The organism is Sphingopyxis sp. EG6 (assembly GCF_003609815.1).
GTDB lineage: Bacteria > Pseudomonadota > Alphaproteobacteria > Sphingomonadales > Sphingomonadaceae > Sphingopyxis.
The window spans coordinates 2070648-2088451 of sequence record NZ_AP017603.1 but is presented as its reverse complement, the minus strand read 5'-3'; the positions used below and the strand labels follow the sequence as shown (position 1 = coordinate 2088451).

Annotated in this window: 17 protein-coding genes; 15 read left to right on the top strand and 2 right to left on the bottom strand. The window is 64.7% G+C overall.

Annotated elements, in window-relative coordinates; all coding sequences use genetic code 11:
- The 4 genes from SPYCW_RS10250 to SPYCW_RS10230 all read left to right on the top strand — a co-directional run bounded on the left by SPYCW_RS10250 (window position 1) and on the right by SPYCW_RS10230 (window position 6144).
- Window positions 1–1797 (top strand): type I secretion system permease/ATPase, encoded by a 1797-nt coding sequence (locus SPYCW_RS10250; protein WP_120216686.1) that lies wholly within the window; start codon window positions 1–3, stop codon window positions 1795–1797.
- Window positions 1794–3158 (top strand): HlyD family type I secretion periplasmic adaptor subunit, encoded by a 1365-nt coding sequence (locus SPYCW_RS10245; protein WP_120216685.1) that lies wholly within the window; start codon window positions 1794–1796, stop codon window positions 3156–3158. The genes SPYCW_RS10250 and SPYCW_RS10245 overlap by 4 nt, the downstream gene beginning before the upstream one ends.
- A gap of 60 nt (window positions 3159–3218) precedes the next feature.
- On the top strand, window positions 3219–5459 hold the full coding sequence (locus SPYCW_RS10240) for a BamA/OMP85 family outer membrane protein (RefSeq protein ID WP_145985973.1): 2241 nt from the start codon (window positions 3219–3221) through the stop codon (window positions 5457–5459).
- 268 nt (window positions 5460–5727) lie between these two features.
- The gene (locus SPYCW_RS10230; protein WP_120216682.1) at window positions 5728–6144 is read left to right on the top strand and encodes a helix-turn-helix domain-containing protein; all 417 of its coding nucleotides are present in this window, start codon (window positions 5728–5730) and stop codon (window positions 6142–6144) included.
- A 15-nt stretch (window positions 6145–6159) separates the two neighbouring features.
- On the opposite strand, the gene SPYCW_RS10225 is transcribed toward SPYCW_RS10230, so the two are convergent.
- Window positions 6160–7245: a 2OG-Fe(II) oxygenase gene (locus SPYCW_RS10225; protein ID WP_232014667.1), complete on the bottom strand. Its 1086-nt coding sequence runs from the start codon at window positions 7243–7245 to the stop codon at window positions 6160–6162.
- 230 nt (window positions 7246–7475) lie between these two features.
- On the opposite strand from SPYCW_RS10225, the gene SPYCW_RS10220 reads away from it, so the two are divergent.
- Together SPYCW_RS10220 and SPYCW_RS10215 are read left to right on the top strand one after the other, a co-directional pair.
- The gene (locus SPYCW_RS10220) at window positions 7476–8288 is read left to right on the top strand and encodes a universal stress protein (protein ID WP_120216680.1); all 813 of its coding nucleotides are present in this window, start codon (window positions 7476–7478) and stop codon (window positions 8286–8288) included.
- A 54-nt stretch (window positions 8289–8342) separates the two neighbouring features.
- Window positions 8343–9035 carry a Crp/Fnr family transcriptional regulator gene (locus SPYCW_RS10215; RefSeq protein ID WP_120216679.1) on the top strand — a complete coding sequence of 231 codons (693 nt, stop codon included), beginning with the start codon at window positions 8343–8345 and terminating at the stop codon, window positions 9033–9035.
- A 9-nt stretch (window positions 9036–9044) separates the two neighbouring features.
- Here the strand turns inward: SPYCW_RS10215 and SPYCW_RS10210 are convergent, their stop codons facing one another.
- Window positions 9045–9716: an OmpW/AlkL family protein gene (locus SPYCW_RS10210; RefSeq protein WP_120218239.1), complete on the bottom strand. Its 672-nt coding sequence runs from the start codon at window positions 9714–9716 to the stop codon at window positions 9045–9047.
- A gap of 168 nt (window positions 9717–9884) precedes the next feature.
- Between SPYCW_RS10210 and ccoN the strand changes: the two genes are divergently transcribed.
- Genes ccoN through SPYCW_RS10165 form a run of 9 tightly spaced genes read left to right on the top strand, consistent with a single transcriptional unit; the run spans window position 9885 to window position 17791 of the window.
- Window positions 9885–11543 carry a cytochrome-c oxidase, cbb3-type subunit I gene (gene ccoN / locus SPYCW_RS10205; RefSeq protein ID WP_120218238.1) on the top strand — a complete coding sequence of 553 codons (1659 nt, stop codon included), beginning with the start codon at window positions 9885–9887 and terminating at the stop codon, window positions 11541–11543.
- A gap of 11 nt (window positions 11544–11554) precedes the next feature.
- Window positions 11555–12319: a cytochrome-c oxidase, cbb3-type subunit II gene (gene ccoO / locus SPYCW_RS10200; protein ID WP_120216678.1), complete on the top strand. Its 765-nt coding sequence runs from the start codon at window positions 11555–11557 to the stop codon at window positions 12317–12319.
- Window positions 12316–12474 (top strand): cbb3-type cytochrome oxidase subunit 3, encoded by a 159-nt coding sequence (locus tag SPYCW_RS10195; RefSeq protein ID WP_120216677.1) that lies wholly within the window; start codon window positions 12316–12318, stop codon window positions 12472–12474. Before ccoO ends, SPYCW_RS10195 begins: the two co-directional genes overlap by 4 nt.
- Window positions 12467–13396, top strand: a complete 930-nt coding sequence (ccoP, locus tag SPYCW_RS10190) for a cytochrome-c oxidase, cbb3-type subunit III (protein WP_120216676.1) — start codon at window positions 12467–12469, stop codon at window positions 13394–13396. Before SPYCW_RS10195 ends, ccoP begins: the two co-directional genes overlap by 8 nt.
- Window positions 13383–14840 carry a cytochrome c oxidase accessory protein CcoG gene (ccoG, locus tag SPYCW_RS10185; protein ID WP_120216675.1) on the top strand — a complete coding sequence of 486 codons (1458 nt, stop codon included), beginning with the start codon at window positions 13383–13385 and terminating at the stop codon, window positions 14838–14840. Before ccoP ends, ccoG begins: the two co-directional genes overlap by 14 nt.
- Window positions 14837–15307, top strand: coding sequence for a FixH family protein (locus SPYCW_RS10180; protein ID WP_120216674.1), 471 nt, complete (start codon window positions 14837–14839; stop codon window positions 15305–15307). The genes ccoG and SPYCW_RS10180 overlap by 4 nt, the downstream gene beginning before the upstream one ends.
- On the top strand, window positions 15304–17415 hold the full coding sequence (locus SPYCW_RS10175; RefSeq protein WP_120216673.1) for a heavy metal translocating P-type ATPase: 2112 nt from the start codon (window positions 15304–15306) through the stop codon (window positions 17413–17415). Before SPYCW_RS10180 ends, SPYCW_RS10175 begins: the two co-directional genes overlap by 4 nt.
- On the top strand, window positions 17412–17567 hold the full coding sequence (gene ccoS, locus SPYCW_RS10170; protein ID WP_120216672.1) for a cbb3-type cytochrome oxidase assembly protein CcoS: 156 nt from the start codon (window positions 17412–17414) through the stop codon (window positions 17565–17567). The genes SPYCW_RS10175 and ccoS overlap by 4 nt, the downstream gene beginning before the upstream one ends.
- Window positions 17564–17791, top strand: coding sequence for a hypothetical protein (locus SPYCW_RS10165; protein WP_120216671.1), 228 nt, complete (start codon window positions 17564–17566; stop codon window positions 17789–17791). The genes ccoS and SPYCW_RS10165 overlap by 4 nt, the downstream gene beginning before the upstream one ends.
- Window positions 17792–17804 lie beyond the last annotated feature (13 nt).

Genomic DNA, 17804 nt, shown 5'->3' with positions numbered 1-17804 from the left:
ATGTCCTGGAATCCTCTCGCCGCGGGGCGGGCGTCCGACAATCCGGACAATCTGCTCAAAAAGCTCCTGATCCCGCAAAAGCCGATTGCGGTCCGGCTCATCCTGTTCTCGGCGATCACCAACATGGCGGCGCTCGCCATGTCGCTTTACATGATGCAGGTCTTTGATCGCGTCCTGACCAGCCAGAGCAAGGATACGCTGTTCTTCCTCGCGCTCGCGATCACGCTGGTCGTGGCATTGGGCTCGATGCTCGACGGCATCCGGCAGCAGGTGGCCAATCGGGTCGGGACCTGGCTGGCGCAGCAATTGGGACCGACCTTGCTGCTGCGTTCGCTCGAGCAACGGCTGATCGCGCCGAACGTGCGGCTCGAAGCGCTCCGCGAACTGACGCAGGTCAAGAATTTCATCTCGACCCCCACGGTGTTCAGTGTCGTCGATATGCTGTGGGTGCCGCTTTACCTGCTCGTCGTTTTCTTGCTGCACCCGGTCTTTGGGCTGCTGTCGGCCGTCGGCGCCGCGATGCTGTTCGGCCTGACCTGGTACAATGAACGGATCACGCGCACGGCGATCCGCGACACCCAGGCGCTTGCCACCGCGAACATGCAATATGCCGAATCGCTGGTACGCAACAGCGAAGTCATCGACGCGATGGGGATGGGCAAGGACACCATCGCGCATTGGCGCGAGCGCTACATTGCCGAAACCGAAGCGGTCGACGGGACGCAGTTTCAATCGAGCAAGATCCTGGCGTGGATGAAATTCGTCCGCAATCTCGTACAGGTTGCCGTGCTCGGCATAGGGGCGCTGCTGGTGCTCGACCAGCAACTGACCGGCGGCGCGATGATCGCCGGATCGATCCTGATCGCCCGCCTGCTCGCGCCGATCGAAGCGGCGATGAGCTATTGGAAACAATTTGTGCTGGCGCGCGAGAGCCTGCAGCGGCTGTCGCGATTCTGTGACCTGCCGACGCCGCGTCCCTCGCAGATGGCGCTGCCCAAACCGTCCGGAGCAATGGCGGTCGAGAATCTGACCTATGCGGCGCCCGGCATGAAGGGGGCGATTCTGAAGAACGTCAGTTTCGCGATCGCGCCGGGGACGTCGCTGGCAATCGTCGGGCCGTCGGCGTCTGGGAAGACGACCTTGTCACGGCTTCTGGTCGGCGTCCTGAAGCCTTTGTCGGGGCATGTGCGGCTGGATGGCGCCGACACGTTCGACTGGATGCGCAGCGATTTTGGTCCAAATGTCGGCTATCTGCCGCAGGACGTCGAACTGCTGCCTGGATCGATCCGCGAGAATATCGGACGCTTTCGTCCCGATGCCCGCGACGCCGACGTGATCGCGGCGGCGAAGCTGGCCGACTGCCATGAAATGATCCTGCACCTCAATGGCGGCTATGACTGCGTCCTGACCGACGGCGGGCATCAGCTTTCGGGCGGTCAGCGCCAGCGCATCGGGCTGGCGCGCGCGCTGTTCGGGCTACCGCCGCTGATCGTGCTCGACGAACCAAATGCCAGCCTCGATGCGCGCGGCGACGCCGCATTGCTCGCGACGATCAAGAAACTGAAAACGCTCAACATGACGACGATTATCGTGTCGCACCGCGCCAATCTGCTCGAACTGGCCGACAAGATCTTGCTGATGATGGACGGGCAGGTTGCGAAATTCGGCGATGCCCGGACGGTGGTCGAGGAGATGGCTGGTAAACGGCGATCGATCCCCCCCGGCGAAGCAGTGCCTCCGGGCGGGCCCGGCAAGGCCAATCCGGCGATGTTCAAACAAGGGGGAATGGAGGCATGAACATTCCTTTTCGCCTCGGCGAAGATGGCGATCCGGTGCGTCTCGCGCTGCCATCTCCCGATCATGATGTCGCCGGACCGCGGGTGAACGGCTCGATGTGGCTCGCGCTGCTGTCGATCGGTCTGTTTGTTCTCGCCTTCGCGGTCTGGAGCTGGGCTGCGCCGCTGAATAGCGCGGCGATCGCCAGCGGGTTTCTGGAGGCCGAAGGCGGTGGCCGCCGCACGGTCCAGCATCTGGAAGGCGGCATCGTCCGCCAGTTCCTGGTCAAGGAAGGGCAGGAGGTGCGCGCCGGCCAACCGCTCGTGCTGTTCGACGAGACGCAAAGCGAGGCGTCGGACGCGGCCTTGCGGACGAGCTTTTACGGTCTGCTCGCGCAGGACGCACGGCTCACCGCCGAGCGGTTGGGGCTGCCCACGGTCCGCTATCCCGCCGAACTGATGGCGGTGGCTGGCGATCCCGAGGTAAAGGAGATCATCGCCGCATCCAATGCGGAATTCGCCTCACGGCGTCGCGGCTTGGCGGAACAGGCGCAGATCTTGTCGCAGCGGATCGGGCAGTCGAACGCCGATATTCGCAGTTCGGGGGCGCAGATCGCGGCGCTGACCGATCAGGCGAAGCTGCTCGACGACGAACAGATGGGCGTCGACATGCTCGTCGATGAGGGGTTGGAACGCAAGTCCCGACTCCTCGCGCTGCAACGGCAAAAGGCGCTGGTCGACGGCGAACGCGGCAAGCTTACCAACAATCTCGACCGGCTGCGCGATACGATTGGTGAGACGCGCGCGCAGATGGTCTCGCTGCGCGGTCAGATGGTGCTCGAGGCGACCGGCCAGCAGCGTCAGGTCCAGCTCCAGATCGCCGAAGCGCGTGAAAAACTGACGGTCAGCAGCGATATTCGCACCCGCCAACAGGTGGTCGCACCCGTCGCCGGGCGCGTGGCCAATCTGCGGCTGATTACGCCAGGCGGGGTCATCGGCGCCGGGCAGCCGATCCTCGACATCGTTCCGACGTCCGAAAAGATCGTGGTGTCGGCGCGCCTTCGCCCGATCGACATTGACGTGGTTCACAAAGGGCTGAAGGCGGAAATCAAGCTGACGCCGTACAAGGCGCGCGTGATCCCCAATCTGATCGGGACGGTCAAGGAAGTCAGCCCCGATGCGATCTACGACAAGGACGCACAGCAAATCTATTACAAGGTGATCGTCGAGATATCGGCGGCGCAGCTCAAGAAATATCCCGACGTTCAGCTGATGTCTGGGATGCCGGCCGAAGTCTATATCGACCTCGGGTCAAGCTCGCTGCTGCAATATCTGTTCCAGCCGATGATCGACAGTTTCAACCGGTCCTTCCGCGAGGGATGACCCCGACGCGGCTTGGGAGAAGGTGAAGCCGGGACCAGCCGGCATGACAGGGGGAAGAGGTTGGCGGGATACGGAATATTGTTCCGGGGCGTTCACCAGGCGGTGCAAGGCACCGCGCTGGGCGTCGCGGTGATATTCGGTGTCGGCGAAACCGCGCCGCTCTACGCGCGCGAGCGCGAAATCGTCCAGGCCGCGCCCTATGCGACGCTGCGCCAATCGACGGCGATGGCGCGGGTGCTGTCGATCCAGGAAGGGCGCCCGCTCGACGAGGTGCAAGCCGAGTTTGCCGACATGGCGCCGACGCCCAATTCGGACGCGCTCATTCTGACCGCATCGATCGCGCCGGGGCTGGTCGAAGCCCGCGCGCCGATTGCTGCACCCGACGCTGACGCGAAAACGGCGAAGCCCGCTCCGCTCGTCATCGATTGGAATGCGCCGATCGCACCTTCGGTCGCTTCCGCGAACGCCGCAACCGGCAAGGCGCGGACGGTCGTGCCGCCAAAAACCAGTGTCATCGCTGCTGCTGCGATCGACGAAGCGCTCGCCGAGCTGAATGTCGATGTCGAACGAGCGTTCTGGCTCGGCGAGGCCGGCGTTCGGCGGCAGGCGGTCATGGCGCACACCGCGGCGGTGCTGGCGACGGGAGGGGATGCGTGCGCGGATTGCCTTGCTCCCAAGACAGCAAAGGTCGCAGGCAAGCGGACCGCATCGGCATTGCGGCCGAACGCCGCTGCGCGCAGCAGGAAGGCCGCGACGCGCGGCAGTCCGTCCCATGTCGCGGCGAAAGCTGTTCCAAGCGATCTGAAGCCGAGCCTTGCGGTGCGCTTCGGACCGCGAGCAACGATCACGGCGTTCGACCCGCCCGCACTGCCCGCCGACATGGTCAATCTGGCGTGCGTCGTGGCAGCGCAGAATCGGATGGGGCCGCCGTGCTTCGCGATCGGCGGGGTCCAGCGGGTCGGCCGCAAAGCGGCGGCGGGGATGCGCAAATTCCCGGCGTTCGATGGCGACGTTTCGACCGCGCCATGGCTGGGCGATGCCGATTCGCGCCGCGCCGCTCTGGACGGGCGCCCCGATGCATCGAAGCTTGGCATGCCGTCCGCCGAGCCTGAATATGGCGAGGAAGGTCTCGTCGAAACGGGCGTCGATGGCACGACCGGTATCGACGGCGCCGATGGTCAGGCCAGCGAAACCGATCTGCTGTCGATCGAGACGCTGCCGCGCGGCGGCCTCGCTTTTTCAGGCGGCTATTCCTCGCTCGAAGGTCCGGTCGGAACGGTCAAGATCGCGCGCACCAACATCGGTGCCCCGGGCCGCGACATCACCGCGTCGGCGCGTTATTCGAAAATCCAGCGGCTGTTCGAACTCGGTCTGGCCGACGCCAATTTCATGGGCAGCAAGGTGTCGCTGGCGCCGACCTTCTTCTATTCGCGATCGACCGCGGTCGGTTTCGACGCCCAAAGCAAATCATCGGTGTTTCGGCAGACCGCGCGGGGGGTCAATTTCTATGCCGGCAAACCGCTGGCGCGCGGCTTGCGGGTCGCGGCCAATTACCGATATTCGGACGAGGATTTCCTGATCCGTCAGAAAAATGCGCAATGCGACGTGGGGCTGCATGGAAGCCCGTTTTGCAACGCCCTGGGCCGCTCGACCAGTTCGGTCCTGAGCGTCGGCCTTGTGCTCGATCGGCGCGACCGAGCCGTCGATCCCACGCGTGGATTCCAGCTTCGCCTGACCCCCGAGATCGCCGGACCGGGCGGAACCTCGCGCTATGCCCGGATCCGGGTCAGCGGCAATTTCCATCACCGCATCGGAGATATGTTTGACGTTTCGCTCGGCCTAGAGGGCGGGATGATGGAAGCGATCGGCGGTCGGACGATCCCGCTGTTTGACCGCTTCTACATCGGCGGCAACAGCATGCGCGGTTTCGACCTGCGCGGGATCGGACCTAAGGTCGTGCCGCTGAAGGCGCCGGTTGCACCCCCGACGGCGATTGGCGGCCGTGCCTATTATGTCGGTCGGTTGGAAGTCGCGTTTCGGATCGAGGGCGCGATGCAGAAATTCGGCGTTTCGCCCAGCGTCTTTGTCGACGCCGGATCGGTGTTCGGCGCGTCGAAGAGCGAATTGATCGCGGGTGAACGGCTGATCGGAAATTCGGCCAAGCCGCGCGTCGCGGTCGGCTTCGGACTGGCATTCAATGCCGGGCCCGGCAAGCTACGCTTCAACATTGCCCAGCCCGTTGTGAGGCAGGACGGTGATCGTTCGAAAAAATTCTCGATTTCTTTGGGAACCGCTTTCTAACCCTTGAGCGCCGCAACCGGACGCCCATCACCCCCGAAATTGTGCAATCGCGGGACAGGCCGATTTTTCGATGTCCCCATCGGGGAATGACGAAAAACCGCGATTTCTGGAACTTTGAATTCGATCGTGGCGCGGGACTTGAGGGGGCGTCAATGGATATGAACGTCATCGGTAAGAGCGGTGCTTTTTCAAGCCGCGCCGAAGCCGGGCCGAGCCGGGGGTCGCAACCGCCCGCCGCGGCACGGAAACTGCGGGCGTTGCATCGCCCATGAGCGCCTCGGCCCGCCCCATCGAGTATGACGCGGCCGAGCCCCTGCCGACGCGGCTTCGCCGTTATCGCGAACAATGCGGCATCAGCCGGTCAGAGCTTGCGATGCGGACCGGCCTCAGCAGACCGACGATCTGGGCGTGGGAGTCGGGCAAGACGCAGCCGCGGCTCAGCAACCTGCGGGTGCTGGCGAGCGTGCTTGGGATCTCGCAACTCGAACTGGTCGGCGGGCTCGAGGCGGCGGTCCCCGATGACGAAGTCGATGTGATGCTGGAGACGGGGTGGGAACATGGCGAAATTCCGGCCGGGCTGGCCAATCCGCAGCGGCTGAGCATCATGATCTACGCAGCCAAGCTCAGCATTGCGGCGCTCGCCGGGATCAAGGCCCAGAACGTGAAAATTTCGATCGAGCTTTGAAGCGCTTAGCGTCGGCTATTGCCGATAGGCACCGACCCCTTCACCCAGGAACTGGTTGTTCGCTTCGCGTTGCGCCGCCGCCTCGTCATCATAGAGAAAGGGCAGAAAGGCGTAACGCCGCCCGCGCGTGACCGGCGTCGCTTCGTGGAGCAGGCCGCAACCGAACACGATCGCGCCGCCGGGGGCCGGGCGATAGGTGCGCGTGCCGAATTCGGGGAAGCGCAGCTCGCCGCCGTCGAAATCGTCATTGAGGTTGATCGTGACCGCAAAGCGGCGGTGCGCGGTGCCCATGGTGGTGTTGTCGCGGTGGGCGCGAAAATGGCCGGCGACCGATGCATCGTAACAGGCGACGATGTAGCGTTCCATACGCGTCGCGTCGAAATTGAACGCGCGCTGGATCACCGGGCGCAGGCAATGGTTCACGCGGGCGCTCAGGGCGCGGCAGAAGGCTTGGTCCCTAATTGTGACATCCGAACGACGCTTGTGGCCATGATCGATCACCGACACCGTCTTGCCGTCGACTTCGCGCATGAACCCCGAGTCCCGTCCGCCTTCGGCGTCGTAAAGCTCGATCAGGCGCTGACAGGTCGCGCGATCAAATACGCGCGGCACCGACAGCACTGGCGCCCAGTCTTCAGGCTTCACCTCTTCGGCGAGGCGATCGATCAGCGCGAGTGCCTTGTCGGCGTCGGGCAAATGATAGCGTCCCGCGACGCGCAACTGCCGGTCCAGAACCATGATATAGGGTTCGTAATGATCGCTGCCCGAAAGGCTCGCCCCATAAGCCTCGCTGACCGCCCGATCGCTGTCGAGGATATAGCGAATACCAGGGATCCGCGTCTTGATCCGTTCTGCCGTGTGGTCTTCGGCATCGACGGTCACGCCGAAAAAGCAGCTGCGCGCGTCGTCGAAGCGCTCGGGGTCGGTCATCAGCTGGGCATGAGCAGCGCGGACGCGATCACGGGCCGCTGACCCCATGAAAAACAGCAAGACGGCTCGTCCGGCCACGGTGTGAAAAGTATATTGCGGGTTGACGTCCAGAACATGCGCCTTGAACCAAGGTGCAGCCGATCCGACAATCGGTTTCGGAATTGAATCCACTGTCGTTGCAGATTGTAACATGAACTTGCCCCTGCCCCCGCACGATGCCGAAATTTTTTAGCATTAGGGACAAATGCGTACAAGCTATCCCAAAGGCTTAAGCGGCACGACTGTCCCAATTTCGGCGCGTCGGGATCACCGTTACTTGCGCCGCACCGCGCATTTTGACCGCGATCAATGACGCGGCATCCGTCGCCGTGTCTTGTCCCTGTTCCAGCAGGAGATCTGACGTGCGCAATATCTTGATTCACGCCGATGACGGCCCCGGAATGTCCGCGCGACTGGAGAGCGGGCTGGCGATCGGGCGGCGGCACCGATCGCATCTGGATCTGGTGATCAGCTCGCCGTTTCAGCAGTTTATCGCGACCGACCCGTTCGGCGGCATGTACCTGGCGGGCGAGCAGCTGGCCAAGGCACAGGCGGCCGACATTGCGCTCGACCGGCGACTGCGGGCCGACCTGGAACGCGAAGATGTGCCATGGGAGGTGACGCTGGCCGATGGCGACGTCCTGGCGACGCTGACGCTGGCCGCGACGCTGGCCGATCTGGTCATCGTCTCGCTCGGCACCGCCGATCGGCGCCGGAGCTTTACGCCGCCGATGATGGCGGGGGATCTCGCGATGGCGGTCCCGGCACCGGTGCTTGCCATCCCCGAACCTTGTGGTCCGATCGACCTCGATGCGCCGGTGATGATCGCGTGGAATGGCAGTCCGCAAGCCGCGCACGCGCTGCGCGCCGCGGTGCCGCTGATGCGCGATGCGGCGCAGGTGATCATGGTCATGGTCGGTGAGGAGGAGGGGCTGGTCGCCGCCGACGATGCGCTGCGTTACCTGTCGCGCCACGAACGCCATGCCGAGCTACGCCATGTCGAGCGCGGGGTCGAAACGATCGAGGAAGCGCTCGAACGGACCGCGCGCGACATCGGGGCCGGGCTGATCGTGATGGGCGCGTTCGGCCATACCCGGCTTCGCGAGACGTTTTTCGGCGGGGTAACCCGATATTTGCTGGAATCGGCGCCAGCGCCGTTGCTGCTGATGCACTGATCGCTACAGGCGGCTCGGCTTTCCAAAATCGCCGCGCTGTTGTACGGCGGCGGCATGACCGATTGTTCCGCCTGCGTCGTTCGAAACCGCGCCATTTGCGCGAGCCTGAACGCGACGGAAATTCTGGCGCTCGGCAAAATGGGGCGCAAACAAAAGGTTCGCCAGGGGCAGACATTGCTGTGGGAGGGCGACGGCGCACCGGTTGTCGCCAATGTTCTGACCGGCGTGTTGAAGCTGGTCGTTTCGACCGCCGATGGCCGCGAGCAGATTGTCGGGGTGGTGTTCCCGTCGGACTTCATTGGCCGACCGTTCGGTAAGGAAAGCCCCTATAGCGTCACCGCGATGACTGATGCCGAGGTGTGCATTTTCAACCGCAACAATTTTGACGAGTTTGCCAGCTCGCACCCCGATCTTCAGCAGAAACTGCTGCGCCGCACGCTCGACGAGCTTGACCGCGCGCGGCACTGGATGATGCTGCTCGGCCGCAAGTCGGCGTCGGAGAAGGTCGCGTCGTTTCTGCTGGAAATGTCCGAGCGCTTGTCGGGGCAGGGATGCGACGCGACGCTGCCCAAGGGCGGCTTCGAGCTGCCCTTCGGACGCCAGCAGATCGCAGACATTCTGGGACTGACGATCGAGACGACGAGCCGCCAGCTGACCAAGATGCGCGGTGAAGGCGTGCTCGACCTGCCGTCACGCCGCGAGATCGTGATCAACGATCGCGCGGCGATGGAGGCGATGGCGGGCTGACCCGCCGCGTCAGAAGCGGAAAGCGAGCCCGGCGCTGACGACCCAGGGATCGAGCTTGTGGCGCGTGCGCAACACTTCGGTCGGTCCGGCGAACCAGCGAGCGGTCGAGCGCATGATATAGCGTTTGGCGTCGAAGGTCACCGACAGCCCCTTGGCGTTCACCGGGACATCGACCCCGGCCTGAAAGGCCACGCCCAGCGAATCGCTCATCTTTTGCTTTGTCGCACCCAGCGCGACCGCCGTCGCACCCGGCTTTTCGTCGATGAAGATGAAATAGCTGGGACCGACGCCGACATAGGGCTTGATTCCGGTGTCTGCTCCGAAATGATATTTCAGCGTCAGCGTAGCGGGGACGATATTCGCATTCGATACCAGACCCGCACCGGCCAGGGCGCCGCGGCCGACGACATCATGCTGGGTGACGCCTGCGATCGTTTCGACCGAGATATTGTCGGCGACGAAATATTCGACCGCGACCGTCGGTACGACATTGTCGTCTGCCTTGGTATGGGTGCCCGCGGGCAGGCCGATCGCATCGAGCTTCACATGCTTGATCTTGCCGTCGGGCGCCACATAGGTCGCGAGCAGCTTGAATTGGACGTCGCCGCTTTTCGCGGCGGCTTGCCCGGGCACCGCCAGCGCTACAGCCAGTGCGGCGAGGGAGAGATATCGGGTTGTCATGGGTATTCGCTCCTGTTGTTGATGGAGCCGTCCCTGCGCCGCCGAGCGCCGCGCCGCATTGATGAAGCGCAAGCAATTTGTTGATCCCGATCAATGTTTCAGCGGTCCGCCGCGTCCATGAGCGAGCCGAAGCGCGGCGCGAGAGCCGCGCCAAGCGGGGACAAGCATATGGACGGTCTGGTAATCAAGGCGGGCGGCTGGCTGGCGCTGGCGCTGCTGGCGCTGGTGATGGCGGCGCTGGCGGTCGATGCGCCCTTTGCGGTGCATATGGGCATCGTCGCCGTCGCGGCGCTGGCCGTGCTGTGGACAACCGTCTCGGGCGCCGATTATGGCGCGATGGCGCGGGGGTTGCTCAAAATGCCCGCCAGCGAGGGCGTCTATGATGACGATCCCGTGCGCTGGGGCGTTATCGCGACCCTGTTCTGGGGCATCGCCGGCATGGGGGCTGGGCTGTTCATCGCGCTCCAGCTTGCGTTCCCGGCGCTCAACTTCAACCTCGAATATACGACCTTCGGGCGGCTGCGCCCGCTGCACACTTCGGCGGTGATCTTTGCCTTCGGCGGCAATGCGCTGATCGCGACGAGCTTTTACGTTGTCCAACGCACCTGCCGCGCGCGGCTCGCTTTCCCCAAACTCGCCCGCTTTGTGTTCTGGGGGTATCAGCTCTTCATCGTGCTCGCCGCGACCGGCTACCTCATGGGGGTCACCGAGGCGAAGGAATATGCCGAGCCCGAATGGTATGTCGATCTGTGGCTGACGATCGTCTGGGTCGCCTATCTCGCGGTCTTTGTCGGCACGATCGTCAAGCGCCGCGAGCCGCACATCTATGTCGCGAACTGGTTCTATCTCAGCTTCATCATCACCATCGCGATGCTGCACATCGTCAATAATCTGTCGATGCCCGCGAGCATCTTCGGGTCGAAAAGCTACGCCGCCTTTGCGGGTGTGCAGGATGCGCTGACCCAATGGTGGTACGGGCATAATGCGGTCGGTTTTTTCCTGACCGCGGGCTTCCTCGCGATGATGTATTATTTCGTGCCGAAGCAGGCCGAGCGGCCGGTGTACAGTTACCGCCTGTCGATCATCCACTTCTGGTCGCTGATCTTCCTCTACATCTGGGCGGGGCCGCATCACCTTCATTACACCGCGCTGCCCGACTGGGCGCAGACGCTGGGCATGGTCTTTTCGATCATGCTGTGGATGCCGAGCTGGGGCGGGATGATCAACGGGCTGATGACGCTCAACGGCGCGTGGGACAAGATCCGCACCGACCCGATCATCCGCATGATGGTGATGGCGCTCGCCTTCTACGGCATGAGCACCTTCGAAGGCCCGATGATGTCGATCAAATGGGTCAATTCCATGTCGCACTACACCGACTGGACCATCGGCCACGTGCACTCGGGGGCGCTCGGCTGGAACGGCATGATCACCTTCGCCTGCGTCTATTATCTCGTGCCGCGCCTGTGGGGCCGCCCGCGCCTTTACAGCCTGCGCATGGTCAACTGGCACTTCTGGCTCGCGACCGTCGGGATCGTTTTCTACGCCGCGTCGATGTGGGTGGCGGGCATCATGCAGGGGCTGATGTGGCGCGAATATGGTGCCGACGGCTACCTCGTTTACAGCTTTGCCGAAAGCGTCGCGGCGATGCACCCGATGTACCTGATCCGCGCCGCGGGCGGGGCGATGTATCTCGCCGGGTTTCTGATCATGATCGTCAACGTCTGGGCGACACTGGCCGGACGGGTCCGCGATGAAAAGCCGATGACCGAAACCCCTTACAACGCCGCCGCGGATCGCCCGCTGGTCGCCGCCCCCGCCGCATAAGGAGCCGCACGATGGCCACCCAACCCGCCGAAAAGCGCCTCAGCCACAAAAAGCTCGAACGCAATGTGACGCTGCTCGGCTTCTTTTCGCTGATCGCCGTCACCATCGGCGGCATCGTCGAGATCGCGCCGCTGTTCTGGATCGACAATACGATCGAGAAAGTCGACGGCATGCGCCCCTATACCCCGCTCGAGCTGGCGGGCCGCAACATCTATATGCGCGAGGGCTGCTATACCTGTCACAGCCAGATGATCCGCCCGTTTCGCGACGAGGTCGAACGCTATGGTCATTACAGCCTAGCGGCGGAGAACATGTACGACCATCCCTTCCAATGGGGGTCGAAGCGTACCGGCCCCGACCTCGCGCGCGTTGGCGGGCGCTATTCGGACGAGTGGCACAAGGCGCATCTGATCGACCCGCGCAGCGTGGTGCCGGAATCGATCATGCCGCCCTACGCCTTTCTCGCCGAGCGCGACCTTTATGTGGGCGATATGCGGAACGACCTCACCGCACTGTCGCGCGTCGGTGTGCCGTACAGCAAGGAAGCGATTGCCGCCGCGAACGACGATATGAAGGCGCAGGTCGATCCTGCCGCGGGCGTCGAGCTGCAGAAACGCTACCCGAAAGCGCAGGTGCGCGATTTCGACGGCAATCCCGACCGCCTGACCGAAATGGATGCGCTGATCGCCTATCTCCAGATGCTCGGCACGCTCGTCGATGTCGAAAAGGCCGCGCCGCAGGAACAGGGCGCTGCGCCAGAGGAGGTGAAGCGGTGAACTACAACGATCTCCGCCATTTCGCCGACAGCTGGGGGCTGCTCGCGATGACCATTCTGTTCCTTGGCCTGATTGCCTGGCCGTTCCGCAAGGGCGCACGCCGCCGCAACGAAGAGGCCGCAACGATGATCTTCAAGGACGACGACCATGGCTGACAAAAGGCGTATCGACGAGGCCACCGGTACCAGCACCGTCGGTCACGAATGGGACGGTATCGAGGAGCTGAATACGCCGCTGCCGCGCTGGTGGCTGTGGACCTTCTACGCCTCGATCGTCTGGGCGGCGGGCTATGTCGTCCTCTACCCCGCCTGGCCGATGCTCAACAGCGCGACGCAGGGAATGCTCGGGTGGACCAGCCGTGGCGCGCTGGACCGCGAGATGGAGGCGCAGGCGGCACGCCGCGCGCCGATCAACAGCGCCATCGCTGCAACGGCGCTGACCGACCTGCCTGCAAAGCCCGAACTGATGCAGGCGGCGGTGCAGGGCGGAGCCGCGGCCTTTCGCGTCCATTGCGTCCAATGCCATGGTGCGGGCGGCGCGGGGGTGAAGAAGCTCTACCCCAGCCTGACCGACGATGACTGGCTGTGGGGCGGCGACCTCGCGAGCATCGAATATACGATCGCCCACGGGATCCGGAACCCCGATCACAAGGCGACGCGGACCAGCCAGATGCCCGCCTTCGGACGCGACGGCATTCTCGACGCGACGCAGATCGCCGATGTGGTCAGCCATGTCCGTGTCATCAGCAAGCAGGAAAAGCCGAGCGCGGCCGCGGCGCGCGGCCAGGTGCTGTTCCAGGCGAATTGCGCGGTCTGTCACGGCGCCACGGGTGCCGGCGATCGCACCGTGGGCGCGCCAAAGCTCACCGACGCCGTCTGGCTCTACGGCGGCGATCGCGACAGCCTGACCGCGACGATCGTGCAACCCCGCAACGGGGTGATGCCGCGCTGGGCGCACCGGATCGACCCGGTGACGGTCAAGATGCTCGCGACCTATGTCTATTCGCTCGGTGGCGGCGAAAAAGCTGCGCCACAGCTGGCGAACGATGAAGGGCAGGGAGCCAATGGCCAGCCCTGACGACCTGACCGGCGAAAACGCGCCGCTCTATGAGGCGCGCAAAGGCGTCTATCCCAAAAAGGTCGATGGCGCCTTTCGCCGCTTCAAATGGGCGGTCATGGGGATCACGCTCGCCATATATTATGGCACGCCATGGATCCGCTGGGACCGCGGACCCTATGCACCCGACCAGGCGGTGCTCGTCGACCTCGCGAACCGGCGTTTCTACATGTTCCAGATCGAAATCTGGCCGCATGAATTTTACTACGTCGCGGGCCTGCTCATCATGGCGGGGATCGGGCTGTTCCTCGTCACCAGCGCGGTGGGGCGTGCCTGGTGCGGCTATGGCTGTCCGCAGACGGTGTGGACCGACCTGTTCCAGCATGTCGACCGGCTGGTCGATGGCGACCGCAACGCACAGATACGGTTGGCGAACGGCCCATGGACGCTGGAGAAGGTGTCCAAGCGGACCGTCAAATATCTGATCTATCTGACCATCGCCTTCTGGACCGGCGGTGCGTGGATCATGTATTTCGCCGACGCGCCGATGTTGACGGTGGATTTCTGGACCGGGCAGGCGGCCCCGATTGCCTATGGTACTGTCGCGGTGCTGACCGCAACGACCTTTGTCCTCGGCGGTTTCATGCGCGAACAGGTGTGCATCTATATGTGCCCCTGGCCGCGCATCCAGACCGCGATGATGGACGAAAAATCGCTGCTCGTGACGTACAAGGACTGGCGCGGCGAACCGCGCGGCAGCGTCAAGAAGGCCGAGGCGCATCCCGGCGCGTTCGGCGACTGCATCGACTGCAACCAGTGCGTCGCGGTGTGCCCGACGGGCATCGATATTCGCGAAGGGCCGCAGATCGGCTGCATCACCTGCGCGCTGTGCATCGATGCCTGCGACGATGTCATGGGCCAGATCGGGCGGGCGCGCGGGTTGATCGACTATTGCACGCTCGACGATGCCGCGGTCGAAAAGGCGGGCGGTGTTGGCAAGCCGGTGATGAAGACGCTGCTCCGCCCGCGCACCCTAATCTATTTCGGTATCTGGTGCGCGATCGGCGCTGCCATGCTGTTTTCGCTCGGTCAGCGCACGCGGCTCGACCTCGCGGTGCAGCACGAGCGCAGCCCGCTCTATGTCCAGCTGTCGAACGGCCACATTCGCAACAATTACACGCTGAAATTGCGCAACATGGAAACGCGCCCGCGCCGCGTGGCGGTGATGGTCGATGGCCTCGCGGGGGCGGCGGTGTGGACCGAAAACGGATCGCGCGAGACCGCCACCCGGCGCGTCGAGATCGCGCTCGCACCCGACAGCGTGACCCGCATGAAATTGTTCGTTGCGGCGCCGGGCGAGGGTCCGGCGCGGCAGGATTTCACCATCGCAACGCGCGGCCTTGACGGCGACCCGCGCGGCGACAGCGATATCATCCAGTTCGATCGGCCGGAGGCAGGACAATGACAGGCAAACCGATGCGGGGGGGCTTTACCGGTCGGCACATGGCCGCGATCCTCGTCAGCTTCTTTGCTGTCGTCATCACGGTCAATTTCACGATGGCGCGGTTCGCGATGTCGACCTTCGGCGGCAAGGTGGTCGAAAACAGCTATGTCGCGAGCCAGCACTATAATGTCTGGCTGGCGCGCGCCGCGGCGCAGGACCGGCTGGGATGGACACCGCACGTCTCGCTCGATGCCGGTCGCCATGTCCGCCTCGAAATTCGCAAGGATGACCGACCGCTTGCGGCCTCGCGCGTCGCCGCGACCGCCAGCCATCCGCTCGGGCGCACTGCTCCCGCCATCCTCCGGTTCGAAGCGGTGGCGGATGGCGCGTGGCGCTCGGTCGAGCCGCTGGCGATAGGGCGCCAGCGGCTCGACATCGTCGTCGGTCGGGGGACCGACGAGGCGCGCTATCGGATGGACATGCAATGACCGCCGCCGCTTTGATCGAACGCGATTTCGCCGTCCCCGACATTCGCTGCGCGGGATGTATCGCCAAGCTGGAGCAGGGGCTTGTTCGCGATCGGCGGATTGCCGTGGCGCGGGTGAATTTCACCGAAAAGCGCGTCCACCTGACCTGCGTTCCCGATGCCGAAATGCCCGATCTGATCGGCGCGTTCACGACGCTGGGGTTCGAGGCGCACCCGATTGGTGATGCGTTGGGCGATACCGATCCGGCGGCGGCAGACAGCCGCGAACTGCTGCGCGCGGTTGCCGTTTCCGGCTTCGCGATGATGAACATCATGCTGCTTTCGGTATCGGTGTGGTCGGGGGCATCGGGCGCGACGCGCGACCTGTTCCACTGGCTGTCGGCGATGATCGCGCTGCCGACGATCGCCTATGCCGGGCGGCCCTTCTTCCGCTCGGCGTGGCGCGCGCTGCGTCATCGTCAGACGAATATGGACGTGCCGATCAGTATCGGCGTCCTCATCACCACCGGGCTCAGCCTGTTCGAGACCGCGGCCAGCGGCCCGCATGCCTATTTCGACGGCGTCGTCATGCTGCTGTTTTTCCTGCTCTGTGGTCGCTGGCTGGACAGCGTGATGCGCGACCGCGCGCGCGGCGGCGTCACGGCTTTGCTGCGCAACATGGGTACCGGCGCGATGGTGCTGGGCGACGATGGCAAAAGCCGCTGGACCGATGCCACCGCGCTCGAGCCCGGCATGGTGATGCTGGTGGCCGCGGGCGAGCGGCTCGCCGCCGACGGCGCGGTTCTTCGCGGCACCAGTCGGCTCGATCTGTCGCTGCTCACCGGCGAAAGCGCGCCGCAACTGGTCCGCGTCGACGACCGCGTTCATGCCGGTACGCTCAACCTCGATGCGCCGATCGAGGTCCGGGTTTCGGCGGTCGGCGGCGACACCGCGCTGGCTGACATCGCGCGCCTGATGGGCGAGGCGGCACAAGGCAAATCGCGCTACATTCGCATCGCCGACCGCGCCGCGCGGCTCTATGCCCCCGCGGTTCATGCGCTGGCGCTGCTGGCCTTCATCGGCTGGATGATGGCCGGGGCGGGGTGGCATCACAGCCTGCTGATCGCGGTTGCGGTGCTTATCATCACCTGTCCCTGCGCGCTTGGGCTGGCCGTCCCCGCAGCGCAAATCGTCGCGGCGGGGGCGTTGATGCGCGTCGGGGTACTGATCAAGGACGGGTCCGCGCTCGAACGATTGGCCGAGGTGGACCGCGCCATGATCGACAAGACCGGTACGCTGACGCTCGGCCGCCCCGAGGCGCGCGATCTCGAACGCCTCGACCCGCAGCTTCAGTCGCTCGCTCTCGCGCTGGCGCAGGCCAGCCGCCACCCGCTCAGCGAAGCGATGACGCGCGGCTTGCAGGCGCTCGACGTCGCGCGCGCCGATGTCCATTCGATCCGCGAAACCCCGGGCTTTGGCGTCGAAGCAAAATGGGGCGACCATATCGTCACCCTTGGCCGCCCAGGCGATCCGGTCGAGGGTGACGCCCTCGCAACGCAGCTGTCGATCGACGGCGCGCTCGCCGCGACCATCCGTTTCGCCGACCGCCTCCGTCCCGATGCGCGCGCCGCGATGGACGCGCTGCGCGCCGACGGCATCGACGTGTCGATCCTCAGCGGCGATCGCGCCGCCGCGGTGGCGCCCGTCGCCCGCGAACTGGCGATGACCGCGCAAACCGGCATGAGCCCGCAGGACAAGCTGGCGGCGCTCGCGCGGCAAAGCGCGGCGCACAGGGTGTTGATGATCGGCGACGGATTGAACGACGGTCCGGCACTCGCGGCTGGGCACGCATCGATGGCGCCGGGTTCGGCCAGCGATGTCGGCAAAAATGCCGCCGACTGCATTTTTCTCGGTGACCGGTTGATGCCGATCGTCGCGGCGCTGCGCATGGCGCGGCGCACGCAGGCGATCGTCCGGCAGAATTTCGTCCTCGCGATCGGTTATAATGTGATCGCGGTGCCGCTGGCCTTCCTCGGCTATGTCACCCCGCTCGTCGCGGCGCTCGCGATGTCGGGTTCGTCGCTGATCGTCGTCGGCAATGCGATGCGGCTCAAAAGGGCGATCCGGTGAACGGCCTCGCGCTGCTGATCCCGATCGCGCTCGGGCTGGGGCTGCTCGGGCTTGCGGCCTTTTTCTGGTCGCTGCGCCGCGGCCAGTTCGACGACCTCGATGGCGCGGCGCTGCGCATCTTTGTCGAGGATGAAGAGGAGGGGGCGGCATGATCGGCCGCGCCTGCGCGTCGCTGGCCGGCGCAACCGCGCTCGCATTGACGCCGCTGACGGTCGATGCCCGGATGCTGATCATTCCCGATTGCGGCGGTGGTCGCCACATGCTGCTGGTGCCGGACGGATCGGACAAGCCGGGCAGCGACAGCTGCGCCAAGGCGTGTCACGCAATGACCGATCGGCGCAGCAAGTCGGCAGGCGTTCGGAAGGGCTGCTGCTGATGAGGCCGTTGAT

Bases quoted from the DNA above. Each gene is read 5' to 3' on its own strand.
- SPYCW_RS10210 (WP_120218239.1), bottom strand. From the start codon at position 9,716: ATGACAACCCGATATCTCTCCCTCGCCGCACTGGCTGTAGCGCTGGCG.
- ccoO (WP_120216678.1), top strand. From the start codon at position 11,555: ATGGCCACCCAACCCGCCGAAAAGCGCCTCAGCCACAAAAAGCTCGAA.
- SPYCW_RS10245 (WP_120216685.1), top strand. From the start codon at position 1,794: ATGAACATTCCTTTTCGCCTCGGCGAAGATGGCGATCCGGTGCGTCTC.
- SPYCW_RS10215 (WP_120216679.1), top strand. From the start codon at position 8,343: ATGACCGATTGTTCCGCCTGCGTCGTTCGAAACCGCGCCATTTGCGCG.
- SPYCW_RS10230 (WP_120216682.1), top strand. From the start codon at position 5,728: ATGAGCGCCTCGGCCCGCCCCATCGAGTATGACGCGGCCGAGCCCCTG.
- SPYCW_RS10175 (WP_120216673.1), top strand. From the start codon at position 15,304: ATGACCGCCGCCGCTTTGATCGAACGCGATTTCGCCGTCCCCGACATT.
- SPYCW_RS10180 (WP_120216674.1), top strand. From the start codon at position 14,837: ATGACAGGCAAACCGATGCGGGGGGGCTTTACCGGTCGGCACATGGCC.
- SPYCW_RS10250 (WP_120216686.1), top strand. From the start codon at position 1: ATGTCCTGGAATCCTCTCGCCGCGGGGCGGGCGTCCGACAATCCGGAC.
- SPYCW_RS10165 (WP_120216671.1), top strand. From the start codon at position 17,564: ATGATCGGCCGCGCCTGCGCGTCGCTGGCCGGCGCAACCGCGCTCGCA.
- ccoN (WP_120218238.1), top strand. From the start codon at position 9,885: ATGGACGGTCTGGTAATCAAGGCGGGCGGCTGGCTGGCGCTGGCGCTG.
- ccoP (WP_120216676.1), top strand. From the start codon at position 12,467: ATGGCTGACAAAAGGCGTATCGACGAGGCCACCGGTACCAGCACCGTC.
- ccoG (WP_120216675.1), top strand. From the start codon at position 13,383: ATGGCCAGCCCTGACGACCTGACCGGCGAAAACGCGCCGCTCTATGAG.